The organism is Nocardia beijingensis NBRC 16342, assembly GCF_001612785.1.
In the GTDB taxonomy this organism is placed as follows: Bacteria; Actinomycetota; Actinomycetes; order Mycobacteriales; family Mycobacteriaceae; genus Nocardia; species Nocardia beijingensis.
This window is the reverse complement of the sequence record NZ_BDBC01000017.1, coordinates 66938-81489: the sequence shown is the minus strand read 5'-3', so window position 1 is coordinate 81489 and position 14552 is coordinate 66938. Positions and strand designations below refer to the sequence as shown.

Annotated in this window: 14 protein-coding genes; 8 read left to right on the top strand and 6 right to left on the bottom strand. The window is 69.9% G+C overall.

All coding sequences use genetic code 11. From position 1 onward, the window contains the following. Nucleotides 1–41: 41 nt before the first annotated feature. On the top strand, nucleotides 42–3053 hold the full coding sequence (locus NB3_RS11490) for a bifunctional [glutamine synthetase] adenylyltransferase/[glutamine synthetase]-adenylyl-L-tyrosine phosphorylase (protein WP_067800829.1): 3012 nt from the start codon (nucleotides 42–44) through the stop codon (nucleotides 3051–3053). Nucleotides 3054–3108: 55 nt separating this feature from the next. Here the strand turns inward: NB3_RS11490 and NB3_RS11485 are convergent, their stop codons facing one another. Continuing rightward, a complete protein-coding gene (locus tag NB3_RS11485; RefSeq protein WP_067800826.1) occupies nucleotides 3109–3444 on the bottom strand; it encodes a winged helix-turn-helix transcriptional regulator in 336 nt (111 codons plus the stop codon). A 106-nt stretch (nucleotides 3445–3550) separates the two neighbouring features. Between NB3_RS11485 and NB3_RS11480 the strand changes: the two genes are divergently transcribed. After that, nucleotides 3551–3877 carry a YciI family protein gene (locus NB3_RS11480; RefSeq protein ID WP_067801329.1) on the top strand — a complete coding sequence of 109 codons (327 nt, stop codon included), beginning with the start codon at nucleotides 3551–3553 and terminating at the stop codon, nucleotides 3875–3877. Nucleotides 3878–3879: 2 nt separating this feature from the next. Continuing rightward, nucleotides 3880–4533: a cysteine hydrolase family protein gene (locus NB3_RS11475; RefSeq protein WP_067800824.1), complete on the top strand. Its 654-nt coding sequence runs from the start codon at nucleotides 3880–3882 to the stop codon at nucleotides 4531–4533. Nucleotides 4534–4702: 169 nt separating this feature from the next. Here the strand turns inward: NB3_RS11475 and NB3_RS11470 are convergent, their stop codons facing one another. Then, a complete protein-coding gene (locus NB3_RS11470) occupies nucleotides 4703–5014 on the bottom strand; it encodes a hypothetical protein (protein WP_067800821.1) in 312 nt (103 codons plus the stop codon). 127 nt (nucleotides 5015–5141) lie between these two features. On the opposite strand from NB3_RS11470, the gene NB3_RS11465 reads away from it, so the two are divergent. The 3 genes from NB3_RS11465 to NB3_RS11455 all read left to right on the top strand — a co-directional run bounded on the left by NB3_RS11465 (nucleotide 5142) and on the right by NB3_RS11455 (nucleotide 8450). Further along, entirely contained in the window at nucleotides 5142–5834 is a 693-nt protein-coding gene (locus NB3_RS11465) for a class I SAM-dependent methyltransferase (protein WP_067800819.1), read from the top strand. A 102-nt stretch (nucleotides 5835–5936) separates the two neighbouring features. Then, on the top strand, nucleotides 5937–6881 hold the full coding sequence (locus tag NB3_RS11460; protein WP_067800816.1) for an endonuclease/exonuclease/phosphatase family protein: 945 nt from the start codon (nucleotides 5937–5939) through the stop codon (nucleotides 6879–6881). A gap of 132 nt (nucleotides 6882–7013) precedes the next feature. After that, the gene (locus NB3_RS11455) at nucleotides 7014–8450 is read left to right on the top strand and encodes a neutral zinc metallopeptidase (protein ID WP_067800813.1); all 1437 of its coding nucleotides are present in this window, start codon (nucleotides 7014–7016) and stop codon (nucleotides 8448–8450) included. A gap of 4 nt (nucleotides 8451–8454) precedes the next feature. Here the strand turns inward: NB3_RS11455 and NB3_RS11450 are convergent, their stop codons facing one another. From NB3_RS11450 to NB3_RS11435, 4 genes are read right to left on the bottom strand one after another with little or no spacing between them, the layout of a single operon-like run. After that, nucleotides 8455–8907, bottom strand: coding sequence for a 6,7-dimethyl-8-ribityllumazine synthase (locus tag NB3_RS11450; RefSeq protein WP_067800809.1), 453 nt, complete (start codon nucleotides 8905–8907; stop codon nucleotides 8455–8457). Between the two features lie 9 nt (nucleotides 8908–8916). Then, entirely contained in the window at nucleotides 8917–9792 is an 876-nt protein-coding gene (locus NB3_RS11445) for an alpha/beta hydrolase (RefSeq protein WP_067800806.1), read from the bottom strand. After that, the gene (locus tag NB3_RS11440; protein ID WP_067800804.1) at nucleotides 9789–11159 is read right to left on the bottom strand and encodes a M20/M25/M40 family metallo-hydrolase; all 1371 of its coding nucleotides are present in this window, start codon (nucleotides 11157–11159) and stop codon (nucleotides 9789–9791) included. The genes NB3_RS11445 and NB3_RS11440 overlap by 4 nt, the downstream gene beginning before the upstream one ends. After that, on the bottom strand, nucleotides 11156–12946 hold the full coding sequence (locus NB3_RS11435; protein ID WP_244891862.1) for a CocE/NonD family hydrolase: 1791 nt from the start codon (nucleotides 12944–12946) through the stop codon (nucleotides 11156–11158). Before NB3_RS11435 ends, NB3_RS11440 begins: the two co-directional genes overlap by 4 nt. Nucleotides 12947–13207: 261 nt before the next feature. Here NB3_RS11435 and NB3_RS11430 point away from each other — a divergent pair, with 261 nt between their 5' ends. Both NB3_RS11430 and NB3_RS11425 read left to right on the top strand, forming a co-directional pair. Then, the gene (locus NB3_RS11430; RefSeq protein ID WP_067800801.1) at nucleotides 13208–13651 is read left to right on the top strand and encodes a TY-Chap domain-containing protein; all 444 of its coding nucleotides are present in this window, start codon (nucleotides 13208–13210) and stop codon (nucleotides 13649–13651) included. 63 nt (nucleotides 13652–13714) lie between these two features. After that, complete coding sequence (locus NB3_RS11425) at nucleotides 13715–14449, top strand: DUF4191 domain-containing protein (RefSeq protein ID WP_067800798.1); 735 nt, start codon at nucleotides 13715–13717, stop codon at nucleotides 14447–14449. Nucleotides 14450–14552: the final 103 nt, after the last annotated feature.

The following is a 14552-nucleotide window of genomic DNA, read 5'->3' as shown; positions in this document are numbered from 1 at the left end:
GGGCGGCGTGCCCCCGATCGCGGCCGGGTAATTTGAGAACCATGGTCCGGCCCCCCTCCGCGCGCTCCGCCGTCCCCGGCGTCGGTCGGCTCGGATTGCTCGAGCCCTCCGCCGCCGCGTCGTTGCGTGATCTCGGCTGGGACAACGTCGAGAGCATCCCCGTGCTGTGGTCGTTGTCCCGCGCGCCCGACGCCGATCTCGCGTTGAACACGCTCATGCGGCTGCGGGAGAGCATCGGGGACGGTTGGGACGCCGTCGATTCGGCGATCAGGACGGACACGTCGCTGCGGGGCAGGCTGTTCGCGCTGCTCGGCTCCTCCAGCGCGTTCGGCGATCATCTCGTCGCGGCGCCGGAGGCGTGGGAACGGTTGCGCCGCAAGGAGTTACCCGGACGCGACGAGCTGATCGCCGACCTGCTCGCCGTGGTCGACGCGGCGCCAGAGGAGGGGCCGAACGCGACACCCATGCTGTTCCGCGCGGGCATTTCGGGGCCGGAAGTGGTGGCGACGCTGCGCAAGCGGTACCGCGATCACTTGATGCTGCTGGCCGCGCTGGATCTGGCGGCCACGGTGGAGAACGAGCCCGTGCTGCCCTACCAGGTGGTCGGCAGGCAGCTCACCGACCTGGCCGACGCCGCCATGACCGCGGCGCTGGCGGTCGCGGTGGCGCGGGTCTGCAAGGACGAGCCGGTGCCGGCGCGGCTGGCCGTGATCGCGATGGGCAAGTGCGGCGCGTGCGAGCTGAACTATGTCAGCGACGTCGACGTGGTGTTCGTCGCCGAACCCGCCGACGCCACCGCCACGCGTCTGGCCGCGGAGATGATGAGCGTGGCGAGCCAGGCGTTCTTCGAGGTGGACGCGGCGCTGCGGCCGGAGGGCAAGGCCGGTGCGCTGGTGCGGACGCTGGAGTCGCACATCGCCTACTACAAGCGCTGGGCACGGACCTGGGAGTTCCAGGCGCTGTTGAAGAATCGCCCCGCGACCGGTGACATCGCGCTCGGCGAGCAGTACCGCGACGCGCTCATGCCGATGGTGTGGGCGGCGTCGGAGCGGCCCGACTTCGTCGCCGACGTGCAGGCGATGCGCCGCCGCGTGGAGGATCTGGTGCCCGCCGATCTGCGCGAACGCGAACTCAAGCTGGGGCGCGGCAGTCTGCGCGACGTCGAATTCGCGGTGCAGCTCCTGCAATTGGTGCACGGGCGGGTGGACGAGACGCTGCATGTGCAGGGCACCGTCGAGGCGTTGACCGCGCTGGCCGCCGGCGGTTACGTCGGTCGCGACGACGCGGCCAATCTCACGGCGTCCTACGAGTTCCTGCGGTTGCTGGAGCACCGGCTCCAGCTCCAGCGGCTGCGGCGCACCCATACCCTGCCCGCCGCCGACGACGAGGAGGGCATGCGCTGGCTGGCTCGCGCGGCGCACATCCGGCCCGACGGCAGGCAGGACGCGGTGGGCGTGCTCGGCAACGAGATCCGCCGCAACGCGGTGCGGGTGCGGCGTTTGCACGCCAAGCTGTTCTACCGGCCGCTGCTGGAATCGGTGGTGCGCATGGAACCCGACGCGCTGCGCCTGAGCCCCGAGGCAGCCATCCGGCAGCTGGCCGCGCTCGGCTACGCGGCGCCGGAAAACGCGCTCGGCCACCTGAAAGCCCTCACCGGCGGCGTGTCCCGCAAAGGGCGCATCCAAGCCTTGCTGCTGCCGACGCTGCTCGAATGGCTCGGGGAGACACCGAATCCCGACGCGGGCCTGCTGGCCTATCGCCGCGTGTCGGAGGGGCTCGCCGACCAGATCTGGTTCCTGCGCGAACTGCGCGACGAGGGGGCGATCGCGCAACGGCTGATGATCGTGCTCGGTTCCTCGGAGTACCTGCCCGATCTGCTGATCAACGCGCCGGAGACGATCCGGATGTACGCCGACGGTCCCAGCGGCCCCCTGCTGCTCGGCCCGCAGCCCGACGAGGTGGCCCGCGGCATCCTCACCGCCGCCGCGCGCTACGAGGACCCGAAACGCGCCGTGGCCGCGGCGCGTTCGCTGCGCAGGCACGAACTCGCGCGGGTGGCGTCGGCCGACCTGCTCGGCATGCTCGACGTGCCGCAGGTGTGCCTGGCGTTGTCGTCGGTGTGGGTCGCGGTGCTCGAGGCGTCGTTGCGCGCGGTGATCCGCGCGAGCGAAGCGGACCTCGGCTGCCGTGCGCCCGCCGACATCGCGGTGATCGGCATGGGCAGGCTCGGCGGCATGGAACTCGGCTACGGCTCGGACGCGGACGTACTGTTCGTCTGCGACCCGCGGCCAGGCGAGGACGAGACCAAGGCCGTGAAGTGGGCGATCGGAGTGGCCGACCGGGTGCAGCAGCTGCTCGGCGCGCCGAGCACCGACCCGCCGCTGCACGTGGACGCCGGGCTGCGACCGGAGGGCCGCAACGGCGCGCTGGTGCGCACACTGGCCGCCTACGCCGCGTACTACCAGCAGTGGGCGCAGCCGTGGGAGGTGCAGGCGTTGCTGCGCGCCCACCAGGTGGCCGGTGACGAGGAGCTCGGGGTGCGCTTCCTGCACGTCATCGACAAGGTGCGCTACCCGGAGGGCGGTGTGTCGGCCGAGGCGGTGCGCGAGATCCGGCGGATCAAGGCCAGGGTGGACGCCGAGCGGCTGCCCCGCGGCGCCGATCCGGCCACGCACACCAAGCTGGGCCGCGGCGGGCTGGCCGACATCGAGTGGACGGTTCAGCTGATGCAGCTGCGGCACGCCCACGAGGTGCCCGGCTTGCACAACACCTCCACGCTCGAGGCGCTGGACGTGATCGAACGCACCGAGCTGCTGGACGCGCAGGACGTGGCACTGCTGCGCGACGCGTGGCTGACCGCCACCAACGCGCGCAACGCCTTGGTGCTGGTGCGCGGCAAGCCGAGCGATCAGCTCCCCGGTCCGGGACGGCTGCTTTCCGCCGTCGCCCGCGTCGCGGGATGGCCCAACGACGACGGCAGCGAATTCCTCGACCACTACATGCGCGTCACCCGGCGCGCCAAAGCGGTCGTCGAACGGGTCTTCGGCGCCTGAGGTCGCTGCTCGGTGCGGGTCCTGCTCCCGCTGGTGGACTCGGGCGCGCCCGGACTCAGGTGCCGACGGTGAGGCCGGTACGGGCCGCGCGCTGTTCGCCCCAGTCGTAGAGCGCGGTGAGCACCGGGACGAGCGTGCGGCCCTCGTCGGTGAGGGTGTATTCGACCTGCGGAGGCACCGTGTCGAAGACGGTGCGCCGGACCAAGCCGTCGGACTCCAGCTCCCGCAACTGCTGGACCAGCATCTTCTCGCTGGTGGACGGCATCCGCCTGCGCAACTCGCCGTAGCGGTGCACGCCCTCCTTCAAGTGGGCCAGGATCACCGGCTTCCACTTGCCGCCGATCAGGTCGACGGTCACCTCCACGGCGCAGTTGTAGCGCTTGTCGGGCACCTGTCCTCCGGGTACTCACTGAAAAGTGCGTTCTTGTAACACTGTAAGCATCGCGATTCCATGAATGCCGTTCGGATCGACCACCGCAGACATGGAGCGAAACATCGTGAAAGTCATCGTTTTCGACCGCTTCAAGCCAGGCGTCACCCTGGAGACGATCAACCCGTACCTGCCCGAGGAGGTCGCCAATGTGTGGCGGCTGTGGAAGGCGGGCATCGTCCGGGAGAACTACGCCCGCGCCGACGAGCCAGGCGTGGTGATCGTGTTCGAGGTCGGCAGCGTCGAGGAGGCGCGGAAGTACGTCGCGGACTTCCCGCTGACCAAGGCCGGATACCTGGAATGGACTTTCGTCCCCGTGCAGGCGCCGCTGCCGCTGGAGGCGCTGATGGATCCGGCCGTCGACGTCGCCGAGCCCTACGACCGGACCGCGTGAGCATGCGGCACGCATTCGGCCTGAGCATTCCGCAGACCGTGCCGGAAGCCTGCGATCCCGCGCGGATGGCGTTGCTCATCTACGACATGCAGGTAGGCATCGTGCGGCAGATTCCCGGCGGCGAGGAGATCGTGCGGGCGTGCGTCCGGCTGCGCGACGCCGCGCGGGCGGCGGGCTTCCGGGTGTTCTACACCCGGCACATGTCCTTGCCGGTCGCGGCCTCGGGTGTCGCTCAGCTGCGCGGCGCGATGTCCTGGCAGCGGGTGGACGACCCGGCGGCCGTGCGTTCGAGTTTCCCGCAGGGGTCGCCGCAATTCCACCTGGTGCCCGAGTTGACGCCGGGTCCGGACGAGGTGGTGTTCGACAAGATCACCATGTCGGCGTTCGCGGCCACGCCGCTGGACTTCGCGCTGCGCGACTGCGGGATCGACACCTACGCCGTGGCGGGCATCGCCATGGAGGTGGGTATCGAGCCCACCGTGCGGCACAGTCTGGATCTGGGCTACCTGCCGATCATCGTCACCGACGCGTGCGGCGCCGGTCATCCGGCGGCGGCCGAGAGGTCCTACGCGACGCTCGAGTTCACCGGTGGATCGCTGACGACGGACACCGCCACGCTGACCGCGGCCATGAGTCGGCACGCCGACCGACGTTGACGGTCCGAACCGGTGCGCGCGGCGTGCCGGTGTCATGGTCACCGCCTTGTCCGCGCGGCCGAACGGGCAGCCATATCCAGGCAGCGAACCGCCGTCCGGTCGCACGGTTTCCTGGGCTGCCCGAGTCGACGACCGGCCGGACGAGGCGCTGCTCGGGTGCCGAGCCGGGTCACCGACTCCGGCGAGGCGAGTCGCCGCGCGGTGGGATGTTCGCGCCGCCGGTCAAGCTCTGGAAGCGATCGACGAACCGGCGCAGCGCGAGCCGGTCTTCGTCGCCGAGCCCGTTCGCGGTGGTGACGGTGACCTCGGTGCCGGAGCGGATCCGCAGGACGTCCCAGGCCACCGGCAGCACGGGCGCGTGCACGCTGCGCCCGTTGCCGCTGATCGTGATGGACGAACGGTACCTACCCGGAACGAGTGCCAGGTCTTCGGCGATCTCGGCCGTCAACGGTCCCGCCGCGCGAAACTGCTCGACGTACATTCCTCCCCCTTTCGCGACGCCGCCAGTGTAGGCCGGAGGTCGCGCCTCCCGGCACCCACTGAGCGGATCAGGCGCGTCGCGTGCGAAGGTCCCCGGCCTGGGGCCGGTGCACTGATATTCGTTTGCTATGACGACACCGGATGATCTGGATTTCGATGCCATCTATCGGGGCGCGGGCGGCCCGTTCGGGCCGGGTGTCAAACCGCCGTGGAGTATCGGCGAACCGCAGCCGGAGCTCGCGGCCCTGATCGAGCAGGGCAAATTCCACGGTGACGTGCTCGACGTCGGATGCGGGGAGGCGGCGATCTCGCTGTATCTGGCCGAGCGGGGTTACCGGACCGTGGGATTGGATCTGTCGCCGACCGCGATCGAGCTGGCTCGTGCCGAGGCGACCCGGCGTGGCTTGCCGAACGCTTCGTTCGAGGTCGCCGACATCACCTCGTTCACCGGCTACGACGGCCGCTTCGGCACCATCGTCGACAGCACGCTGTTCCATTCGATCCCGGTCGAGTCGCGGGATGGTTACCAGCAGGCGATCGTCCGCGCTGCCGCGCCGGGCGCGTCGTACTTCGCGCTCGTGTTCGACCGGGCAGGCTTGCCCGAAGTGCCCCAGCCGGGGCCGTCGCCGGTCACCGCCGATGAGCTCGGGGAGGTGGTGTCGAAGTATTGGACGATCGATGAGATCAGGCCGGCGCGAATTCACGCCGACTTGCCCGCGGAGTTGCCCGAGGGCGCGCCGGTCCGGTTCGAAGGGATACGCGACGAGCCCGGCGGCCGCAAGTCGGTTCCGGCCTGGCTGCTGTCGGCCCACCTGGGCTGATTCTCCGGCAGCGAAGTCGCATCGAGGTGCCCGGGCTTCCTCTGTGCTGGTCTCGAGCTGCACATATCAAGGGCTTCACCGGCATTGCCTAGGCTCGACCGCATGCGTAGATGGATGGACCGGGCATTGCTCGGTGCGGGGTGGTGCGCAGTAGCCGTGGGCGCCATCGGGATAGTGCTGCACTTCGGGGCGTGGCAGCGACGCGGGCTGGTGTTGCTCGCGTCGGGGGCGTCGTATTTCATGATCGGCGCGATCGTCGGCCTGGTGTTGTTGCTGATCGCGCGCGGGTGGCGCAGCGCGGCTGTCGCCGGGGTGCTGGCCGTCGCGACGCTGTGGACGGTGCTGCCCGCATTCGTCTCGGAGAGCCGCGCCGCGAGCGGCCCGGAGCTCACCGTCATGCAGTCGAATCTGCTTTTCGGTGGCGCCGATCCGGCCGCCGTGGTGCGCGCGGTGCGGGACAACCGGGTCGACGTGCTGACGGTGGACGAACTGACCGAGGCAGCGCTGGATCGGTTGGCGAGCGCGGGCCTGCCCGGCGAATTGCCGTATCACTACACCGAGCCCACCCGCGACGGCGGTGGCGGCACCGGCATCTACAGCCGTTACCCCCTGCGGGACACCGTGAAGTACGACGGATACATCCTCAACAACATCTCCGCGACGATGGATCACCCCGAACGGGGGCCGATCACGGTCTTCGCGTTCCATCCGGTCCCGCCGCCGTTCGATTTCCCCGCCTGGCAGGCGGAGATGCGCAGAACCCGGGAGATCCTCGACGCCCAGCGTGGTCCGGCCATCGTGGGCGCCGACTTCAACGCGACCCGCGACCACACGGCCTTCCGCGACCTGCTGCGTGGACGCTTCGCCTCGGCGGCCGACCAAGCGGGAGCGGGCCTGCTGCCCACCTTCCCGGCCGATCGCACCTGGGGACCGGTCATCGGCATCGACCACATCTTGCTCGCCGACGCCACCGCCGAACAGGTAGACACCCTCTCCATCCCCGGCTCCGACCACCGAGCGCTGCTGTCCCGCGTCCGCCTGCGGTGACGGGCGTGAAAACGCTGCGCGCCTTGCCCATTCGGAGGCGATCGTGGCGCTGTGATGCGCGCACCGTACTCGCGGCGATTACGATGTGAGCGCTCGGCGGGCCCGAGACGCGGTACTCGGGGAGGCGAGTTCATGACGAGGAACGGACGATTCGGTGTTGCCGTGCTCGCGGTGGTCGCGGCGTTGTCGGCCGGATGCGCGCAAGGGGCGAACGACTCCGCCCTCCAGCACGTCTCGCCGCCTGCCGACACCTGGGAGCTGGCCGGATCGATGACGGCTTCCGGCCCGAACGGTCCCCGCAAAGGCGTGCCGGACGCGCCGCTCACCGCGGAGAACGGCGACGGCGGCGTCGTCGACAAGCTCGCTCTCAACACCATCGCCGACGTGCAGGATTTCTGGACCACCGAGTATCCCGAGCACTTCCCCGGCACCTTCAAGCCGGTGACCAGGTTCATCTCCTGGGACGCCAAGGCGCCGAGAACCCAGTCGGTCAAGTTCTGCAAATCCGACACCTACCAGGTGGTGAACGCCGCCTACTGCGGCGGTGATCACACCATCGGCTGGGACCGGGGCGTCCTGCTGCCGAAACTGGTGCAGAAGTACGGCGAGATGGCCGTGGTGATGGTGCTGGCCCACGAGTACGGGCACGCCATCCAAGGGCAGGCCAGACTCGCGGGCCTGCTGACCCCGCCGCTGGTGCAGGAGCAGCAGGCCGACTGCCTAGCCGGTGTCTTCCTGCGGCATGTGGCCGAAGGGGATTCGGCGCACTTCACGCTCAACACCACCGACGGCCTCAACGCCGTGCTCGGCGCGACGGTGGCCGTGCGCGACCGGGACCCGAACGATCCGGACAGCGTGCACGGCTCGGCCTTCGAGCGGGTGACCGCGGTGCAGATCGGCTACACCGACGGCGCCGACGGTTGTAAGAAGATCACCAGGAAGGAGATCGCCCAGCGCCGTGGCAATCTCCCGACCACCTTCGAGCCCGGTGAGGAACAGGCGCAGCTTCCGGTGGACACCGCCGCGCTGACCAGCCTGAGCACGGCGCTGACCAAGATCTTCCCGGTCACCCGCACCCCGCAATTCGACTACTCCGGAGTCGGCCGCGGCTGCTCGGACGGCGCTCTCACCCGGCCGGTGTCGTACTGCCCGAGCGCGAACCGGATCGGCACGGACGTGCCCGCTCTGGCCCGCCGCGGCGGAACGATGGCGGACGACGACCCGCTGTCGGCGGTCGTGGACGGCGACTACAACGCGTTCGTCGTGTTCGTCTCGCGCTATGTGCTCGCGGTGCAACAGGATCGCAAGCTGTCGCTGACCGGCGCGGAGACGGCCGGTCTGCGCACCGCCTGCCTCAGCGGCGTGGTGACCACCAGATTGAGCGAGCCGGGCAGCGACCCGCACCTGTCCGCGGGCGATCTGGACGAAGCGGTCTCCGGCCTGCTCGCCGACGGCCTCGCGGCCGCCGACGTGAACGGCAAGGTGGTGCCGAGCGGCTACCAGCGGTTGGAAGCGTTCCGCACCGGCGTCCTGGACGGCGAGAGCGCCTGCCTGGCCAAGTTCCGGTAGTCCGCTACACCGGCAGGGACCGCAGCGAGCTGAGCGTGCCCGCCAGCGCGCGTGCCGCCTCGGCGCCCTTGGTCACGAAGTGGTCGGTGAAAAACGTGACGTGCTCGCTGTGCTCGTGGAAGTGGTGCGGGGTGAGCACGACCGAGAAGACCGGCACATCGGTGTCCAGCTGCACCCGCATCAGCCCGTCGATCACCGCCGAGGCGACGAAATCGTGCCGGTAGATGCCGCCGTCCACGACCAGCGCGGAGGCGACGATCGCCGCGTAACGGCCGGAATGCGCCAAGCGCTTGGCGTGCAGCGGGATCTCGAAGGCGCCGGGCACCTCGAAGACGTCGATGTTCGCGGGATCGAAACCGAGGTCGGCGTATTCGGCGCGGAAGCCCTCGTACGCCTTGCCGACGATCGAGGCGTGCCAGCTGGCACGAATGAACGCGATGGATCCGGTGGTACTCATGCAGGGATACTACTGTTCGGTAAGGTGCGCTTCCAGCCATCCGACCACATCATCGAGCACCTTCTCCTGTTCGGGCTCGTTGAACACCTCGTGGTAGAGGCCTTCGTAGCGGATCACCGTGAGGTCTTTCGACCCGGCGCCCCGCTCGATGAGATCGGAACTGGACGGCGCGGCGATCGCGTCGGCCGTGCCGTGCAGCACCAGCAGCGGCACGGTGACCTCCGCCAAGCGCTGCTTGACCGTGGTCGTGGCGCTCAGCATCTCGGCTCCGGTGCGCGCCGGCAGCTTGCCTCGGTACACCAGCGGATCGTTGTCGTAGGCGGTGACGACCGCTGGGTCGCGGCTGATCTGCGACGAATCGAGTTTCAGCACACCGAGATTCGGGGTGAACCTGCTCAGCACCGGAGCGAGCGCGCGCTGCACCGGATTGCCCACCGGGATGTCCAGCGGCGGAGCGGACAGCACGATGCCCGCCACATCGATCGGCGCGCGGGAGGCCAGATACAGGGTGATCAGGCTGCCCATCGAGTGCGCGACCAGGAAGCGCGGCACGCCGGGCTGTTCCCGGCTCGCGATGTCCAGCATCGCGGCGACGTTGTCCGCGGCGCCCGCCATGGAGCCGATGTTGGCCTTGCCGCCCGCGGACTTCCCGTGGCCGATGTGGTCGAGCGCGTAGACCGCGAAACCGGCGGCGACCAGACGCTGCCCCACGTGCGCATAGCGGCCGGAATGTTCGGCCACGCCGTGGACCAGGACGATCACGCCTCGTGCCGCGCCCTCGGGCAGCCACGCCCGCCAGGCGACTCCGCTACCGACGCCGTCGAACTCACCGGACTCGGTACGGATCGCGGGCGTGGCGTCGCCCGCCGTCGGCTCGGTCGTCATCCATCAGCTCCTGACGTCGATGGCGGGCCGACCGTCGCGAAATGCTCGATCAGTCGCCGGTTGAACTCGATGAGTCGAGCGTAGTTGACTCGGGAGATGCGCTCGTCGGTTCCGTGGATCGAGCCCAGGTCGCGCTCGTCCAGCACGATGGGGGCGAAATTGCACCGGGTGCCCGCCAGGTCGTCGTAGTGCCTGGAGTCGGTGGCGCCGGGGACGATGCCGGTGGTCACCGCGATGCCGGGGACCACGGCGCGGGCGAGATCGGCGATCAGATCGAAGGCGGGGCCAGGTCCGGTGATCCGCGACGGCTCCGACGACATGCCGACGAGTTCGAGCCGGATTCCGCTGTCGCGCACCACTTTCCGGCAGTGCGCCAGCACCGATTCGACCGTGTCGCCGGGCAGGATGCGAAAGTTCACCATGGCCTCGGCCCGCTGGGGCAGCACGTTCGCCCGCACGCCGCCGCGGATCACCGTCGGCGCCGTGGTGGTGCGCACCATGGCCTCGGTCTGCGGCTGGGTGGCCATCACCCGGGTGACCACCGGCGCGGCCAGCTTCGCCAGACCGAGCAGCCGCCGCCGCGGCGCGGGCATGACCTCGCGGATCCTGCTCAGCATGTCCGCGATCACCGGGGTCAGGCGCAGCGGCATCGGATGGTCCTGGATGCGGCTCACCGCCCGCGCGATCCGGCCGACCGCCGTCTGCCTGCCCGGCATGGACGAATGCCCGCCGACCTCGGTGACCGACACCCGGACCGTCGCGTAGCCCTTCTCGCCGAGCATGATCGTCGCCACCGGCTGCCGCACGCCCTCGACGACGCCCGCGGTGATCACCCCGCCCTCGTCCAGCAGCAGATCCGCGCGCACGCCCGCCGCGCGCAGGTGCTCGGCCATCCGCTCGGCGCCCTCGCCGCCGAAGACCTCCTCGTCGTGCCCAAAAGCCAGGTACACGCTGTGCCGGGGCCGCAGGCCCGCGGCGAGCGCCGATTCGACCGCCTCCAGGATGGCCAGCACGCGGCTCTTGTCATCGATCGCGCCGCGACCCCAGATGAACTCGTCGTCGACCACGCCGGCGAACGGCGGATGCGTCCAGCGCTCGGCGTCGTCCACCGGCACCACGTCCTGATGCGCGAGCAGGATCGCGGACACCCCGTCCGGTTCGGCGCCCGGCCAGCGATAGAGCCTGCTGTGCGCGAACTTCCGCAACTCGAGCTCGGCGTGCACCCGGGGGAACGACGCGAGCAGGTGCGCGTCGAGGCTGTCGAACGCCGCGCTGTCGGCTTCGCGCGGGTCGTCGGTGGACACGGTCGCACACCGCAGCGCGGCGGCGAGGCGTTCGGCGGTCGGATCGTCGACCGGCTCCGTCATCGGTCACCGGTGCGGTCGGGCAGATTCATGGACACCGTTGCATTGTTCAACACACTCGGATCCAAGGCGATCGTCTTCTCGTTTCGCCACTTCACGATGCCTTCGGTGAGCTCGCCGGGCAGATCGGGACGACGCGTTCCGGTCAGCAGGGGCAACTCGACGCGCGCGGAGGTCACCGTGACCGCCGCGAAGGCGGGGGAGTGCGACCACACGTCGTCGACCACGTCCGTGATCCGCACGCCGATCCGGTGGCCCGCGGCGATCGGCCAGTCCTGCGCGAGCAGCCGGACCTCCGCGGTGTCGCGAACCGGGGCGATGCCGCGGGTGATGACGGTCGCGCGCAGGTCGGGCCCGATGTCGTAGAGCTCGACCGCGACCGTCGCGCTCGGCGGGCCGCTGAGCCGGAGGGTCGCGGTGGGGATGCCGGACAGGTGCTGGTCACCGGTCAGCGGCGCGGAGACCGACCAGATCTCGCGATCGGGCCCGGCGATCAGCCCGCGGTCGGTGTACTCGCCGGTCCGCAGCTCGACCGGGACGCGCCCGGCGTCGGCGGGCGGCCACGCCGTCTCCGCGCGCCAGCGGCCGTCGAACTGGCCGACCGTGATCCGCGGGCCGGGCACCTGCACGTCGCGGCCCGCGACGTGCTTGTCGAAGAACGCGAGCAGTTCGGTGTCGAAGTGGGGCGTGCCGCATTTGTCGTGGCAGGTGCGGTGTCCCCACTGGCCGAACCAGGCACGGTGCTCGCCGGGCCCGAGGCCGTTCCACAGATCGAACACCCGGTAGGCCCGGGTGTTGTAGTCGACGAAACCCTGACCGAGGAACAGCGGGATCGTGGCGCCGCGCAGCCGCGCGACCAGATCGCGATCCCGCCAGAAGGCGGTGCCGGGGTCGTGGTCGCCGATCTCGGCGAGGTAGCGCTGATAGCACTGCCACGGCAACTGCGTCGCGTTCGCCTGGTATTCGCCGGAGTCCTCCGGCCGCGGCGGCGTCGAGGCGATGAGCAGGTGCTCCAGTCCCGCGAAGTCGGCGGGGCGCACCCCGCTCTCGGTGACCGGCTTGCCGGAGAACTTCCACGAGACGCCCTGCATGTACAGGTAGGAGTACGGATCGACGACCGGCTCGAACGCGCCCACCGCCGCGAGGCCCTTCGGGGCGGCGGCCAGGCCCATCAGGCCGGTCCACGCCTCGTACGACGTGCCGAACAGTCCGACCCGGCCGGTGGACCACGGCTGGCTCGCCGCCCACTCCACGGCCGCGGCGACGTCGGCTCGTTCCCCGGGGCCGCCGAAGTCGGGGCAGCCGCTGGAGCCGCCGAACCCGCGCAGGTCGACGATGACGTAGGTGTACCCGGCGTTCAGGAACAACTCGGCGGTGAGATTGTCGGTGGACGGGCCGCCGGTCACGCGCGGCTCGCTCAGGTACGCCAGGTGCGCGCGATACGGGCTGACGGTGAGGATGACGGGCGTGCGAGCGTCGTCGGAGACACCGGCCGGGCGCAGGATGTCCGCGTGCAGCCGGGTGCCGTCCGTGCCGTCGATGAACGCTTGCTTCCACTGATAGGGCACCGGCAGCGGTTCGGCGGCCGCTCGCGTCGGAGTGAACGCGGCCAGCAGCAACACCAGGCCGCAGAGGGCACGAGACAGGACGGCTCGTTCGATCACCATAGGACTATCGAGTGTGGCCGCACGGTCGTCCAGCCCCTGGAACCGGGGTGGTCGTCCGTAGTACTGACGCACGCCGGTCTTCGCGCGGACCGAGACGAATCCACCGTGCGATTCCGAAAGCATTTCCGCGGAAGCCATTCTGCGCCAGCGGAAAACGCCGGAGGTAATCGAAAACCTCGATTGCGCCCGACTTTCCGCCGCGTGATCCGCCCGGTGTCCCGCGGCGCGGATGTCGCAGGTCCTGGTGGTGTTCGGCGTGGAGGCGGTATCCGATATGGCAAACGGCTATAGCCCCGATGAACTACGTGACCTCGCAATGGGATTCGTCTGGTGTCCCGGCCGCGGCGGCGTATGATCACCCCAGTGCGAATACCCGGGGGAAGAATGAGCGAGCCGGCGACAACGGACTGGGAACGGTTCGTGCAAGCGCTGGCGCACTGCCTCTCGGAGTTGCCGTCACGGGCAACCCTCGTCATCGCCGCCCCTGGAAATCGCTATGTCCAATTTGTCCAATACGACATCAAATTATCCGCCGAACTGGCCGGGAACAATTATCTGAGCAACCCGATACCGGAGACCGCCGCGCGGGAGTTGCGCGCACTCGGCTGGCACGCGCCCGTGGGCGGGCACGACGCGGACAACTGGACCAGGGTGCTGTTCTGGCCCATAGCGCCGAACGGTCTGCTGGAGTTCGCGCGCTCGGTCGCCGTCGGCCTGCGCGACGCCCTCGGTGTGCCGACCCCGGGCGAGTTACGAGCGATGGGCTGGACCGAGGCATCGGGTGACCTGGATCTCACGGTGCTCGGATCGATCGCGCGCCGCGGGTGAGCGCCCGGTCGGGCCGCTGTCCCACGGCGGAGGCGCGACTACCTGGGCACTATCCTGAGAGTCATGGCAGCAGGTAAGCCCACCAAGGAAGCGAAGGCCGCGGCGAAGGCGGCCCGCAAGCAGCAGTCGAGGGAACGCCGCAAGCAGTTGTGGCAGGCGTTCCAGATGCAGCGTAAGGAAGACAAGCTGCTGCTGCCGCTGATGATCGGCGCCCTGGTCGGCAGCACCGCCGTCTTCGCCGTCATCGGCCTGATCTTCGGGCTGACCTGGTTCCTGATCCCGCTGGGCGTCGTGCTCGGCGCGCTGCTGGCGTTCATCATCTTCGGCAGGCGGGTGCAGAAGAGCGTCTACCGCAAGGCCGAGGGCCAAGCGGGCGCCGCGGCCTGGGTGCTGGACAACCTGCAAGGCAAATGGCGGGTGAGCAACGGCGTCGCCGCCACCACGCAACTGGACGCGGTGCACCGGGTGATCGGCCTGCCCGGTGTGGTGCTGGTCGCCGAGGGCGCCCCGCAGCGGGTCAAGTCGCTGCTCGCCCAGGAGAAGAAGCGCACCGCCAGGCTGATCGGCGACACTCCGATCTACGACGTGGTCATCGGCAACGACGAAGGCCAGGTCCCGCTCAAGGACCTCCAGCGTTACCTCACCAAGCTGCCGCGCAACATCGACACCAAGCGCATGGACCTCATCGAAGGCAGGCTCTCGGCCCTCAGCGCGCGCAGCGGGCCCGCCCTGCCGAAGGGGCCGATGCCCGCGGGCGCCAAGATGCGCGGCGTGCAGCGCACGATCCGCCGCCGCTGATCCCGCTTGTTCGCACGGGCGCGCTCGGTGGCCTCCCGGGCGAGCACCCGGTCGCGCTGTTCCTCGAACTCGAAAGGCCCGCCTCGCTGTCCCGGAGGCGGGC

Coding starts and splice junctions, on each gene's coding strand:
- NB3_RS11490 (WP_067800829.1), top strand. CDS start 42: ATGGTCCGGCCCCCCTCCGCGCGCTCCGCCGTCCCCGGCGTCGGTCGG.
- NB3_RS11475 (WP_067800824.1), top strand. CDS start 3,880: ATGCGGCACGCATTCGGCCTGAGCATTCCGCAGACCGTGCCGGAAGCC.
- NB3_RS11470 (WP_067800821.1), bottom strand. CDS start 5,014: ATGTACGTCGAGCAGTTTCGCGCGGCGGGACCGTTGACGGCCGAGATC.
- NB3_RS11465 (WP_067800819.1), top strand. CDS start 5,142: ATGACGACACCGGATGATCTGGATTTCGATGCCATCTATCGGGGCGCG.
- NB3_RS11460 (WP_067800816.1), top strand. CDS start 5,937: ATGCGTAGATGGATGGACCGGGCATTGCTCGGTGCGGGGTGGTGCGCA.
- NB3_RS11455 (WP_067800813.1), top strand. CDS start 7,014: ATGACGAGGAACGGACGATTCGGTGTTGCCGTGCTCGCGGTGGTCGCG.
- NB3_RS11450 (WP_067800809.1), bottom strand. CDS start 8,907: ATGAGTACCACCGGATCCATCGCGTTCATTCGTGCCAGCTGGCACGCC.
- NB3_RS11445 (WP_067800806.1), bottom strand. CDS start 9,792: ATGACGACCGAGCCGACGGCGGGCGACGCCACGCCCGCGATCCGTACC.
- NB3_RS11440 (WP_067800804.1), bottom strand. CDS start 11,159: ATGACGGAGCCGGTCGACGATCCGACCGCCGAACGCCTCGCCGCCGCG.
- NB3_RS11435 (WP_244891862.1), bottom strand. CDS start 12,946: ATGCTTTCGGAATCGCACGGTGGATTCGTCTCGGTCCGCGCGAAGACC.
- NB3_RS11430 (WP_067800801.1), top strand. CDS start 13,208: ATGAGCGAGCCGGCGACAACGGACTGGGAACGGTTCGTGCAAGCGCTG.
- NB3_RS11425 (WP_067800798.1), top strand. CDS start 13,715: ATGGCAGCAGGTAAGCCCACCAAGGAAGCGAAGGCCGCGGCGAAGGCG.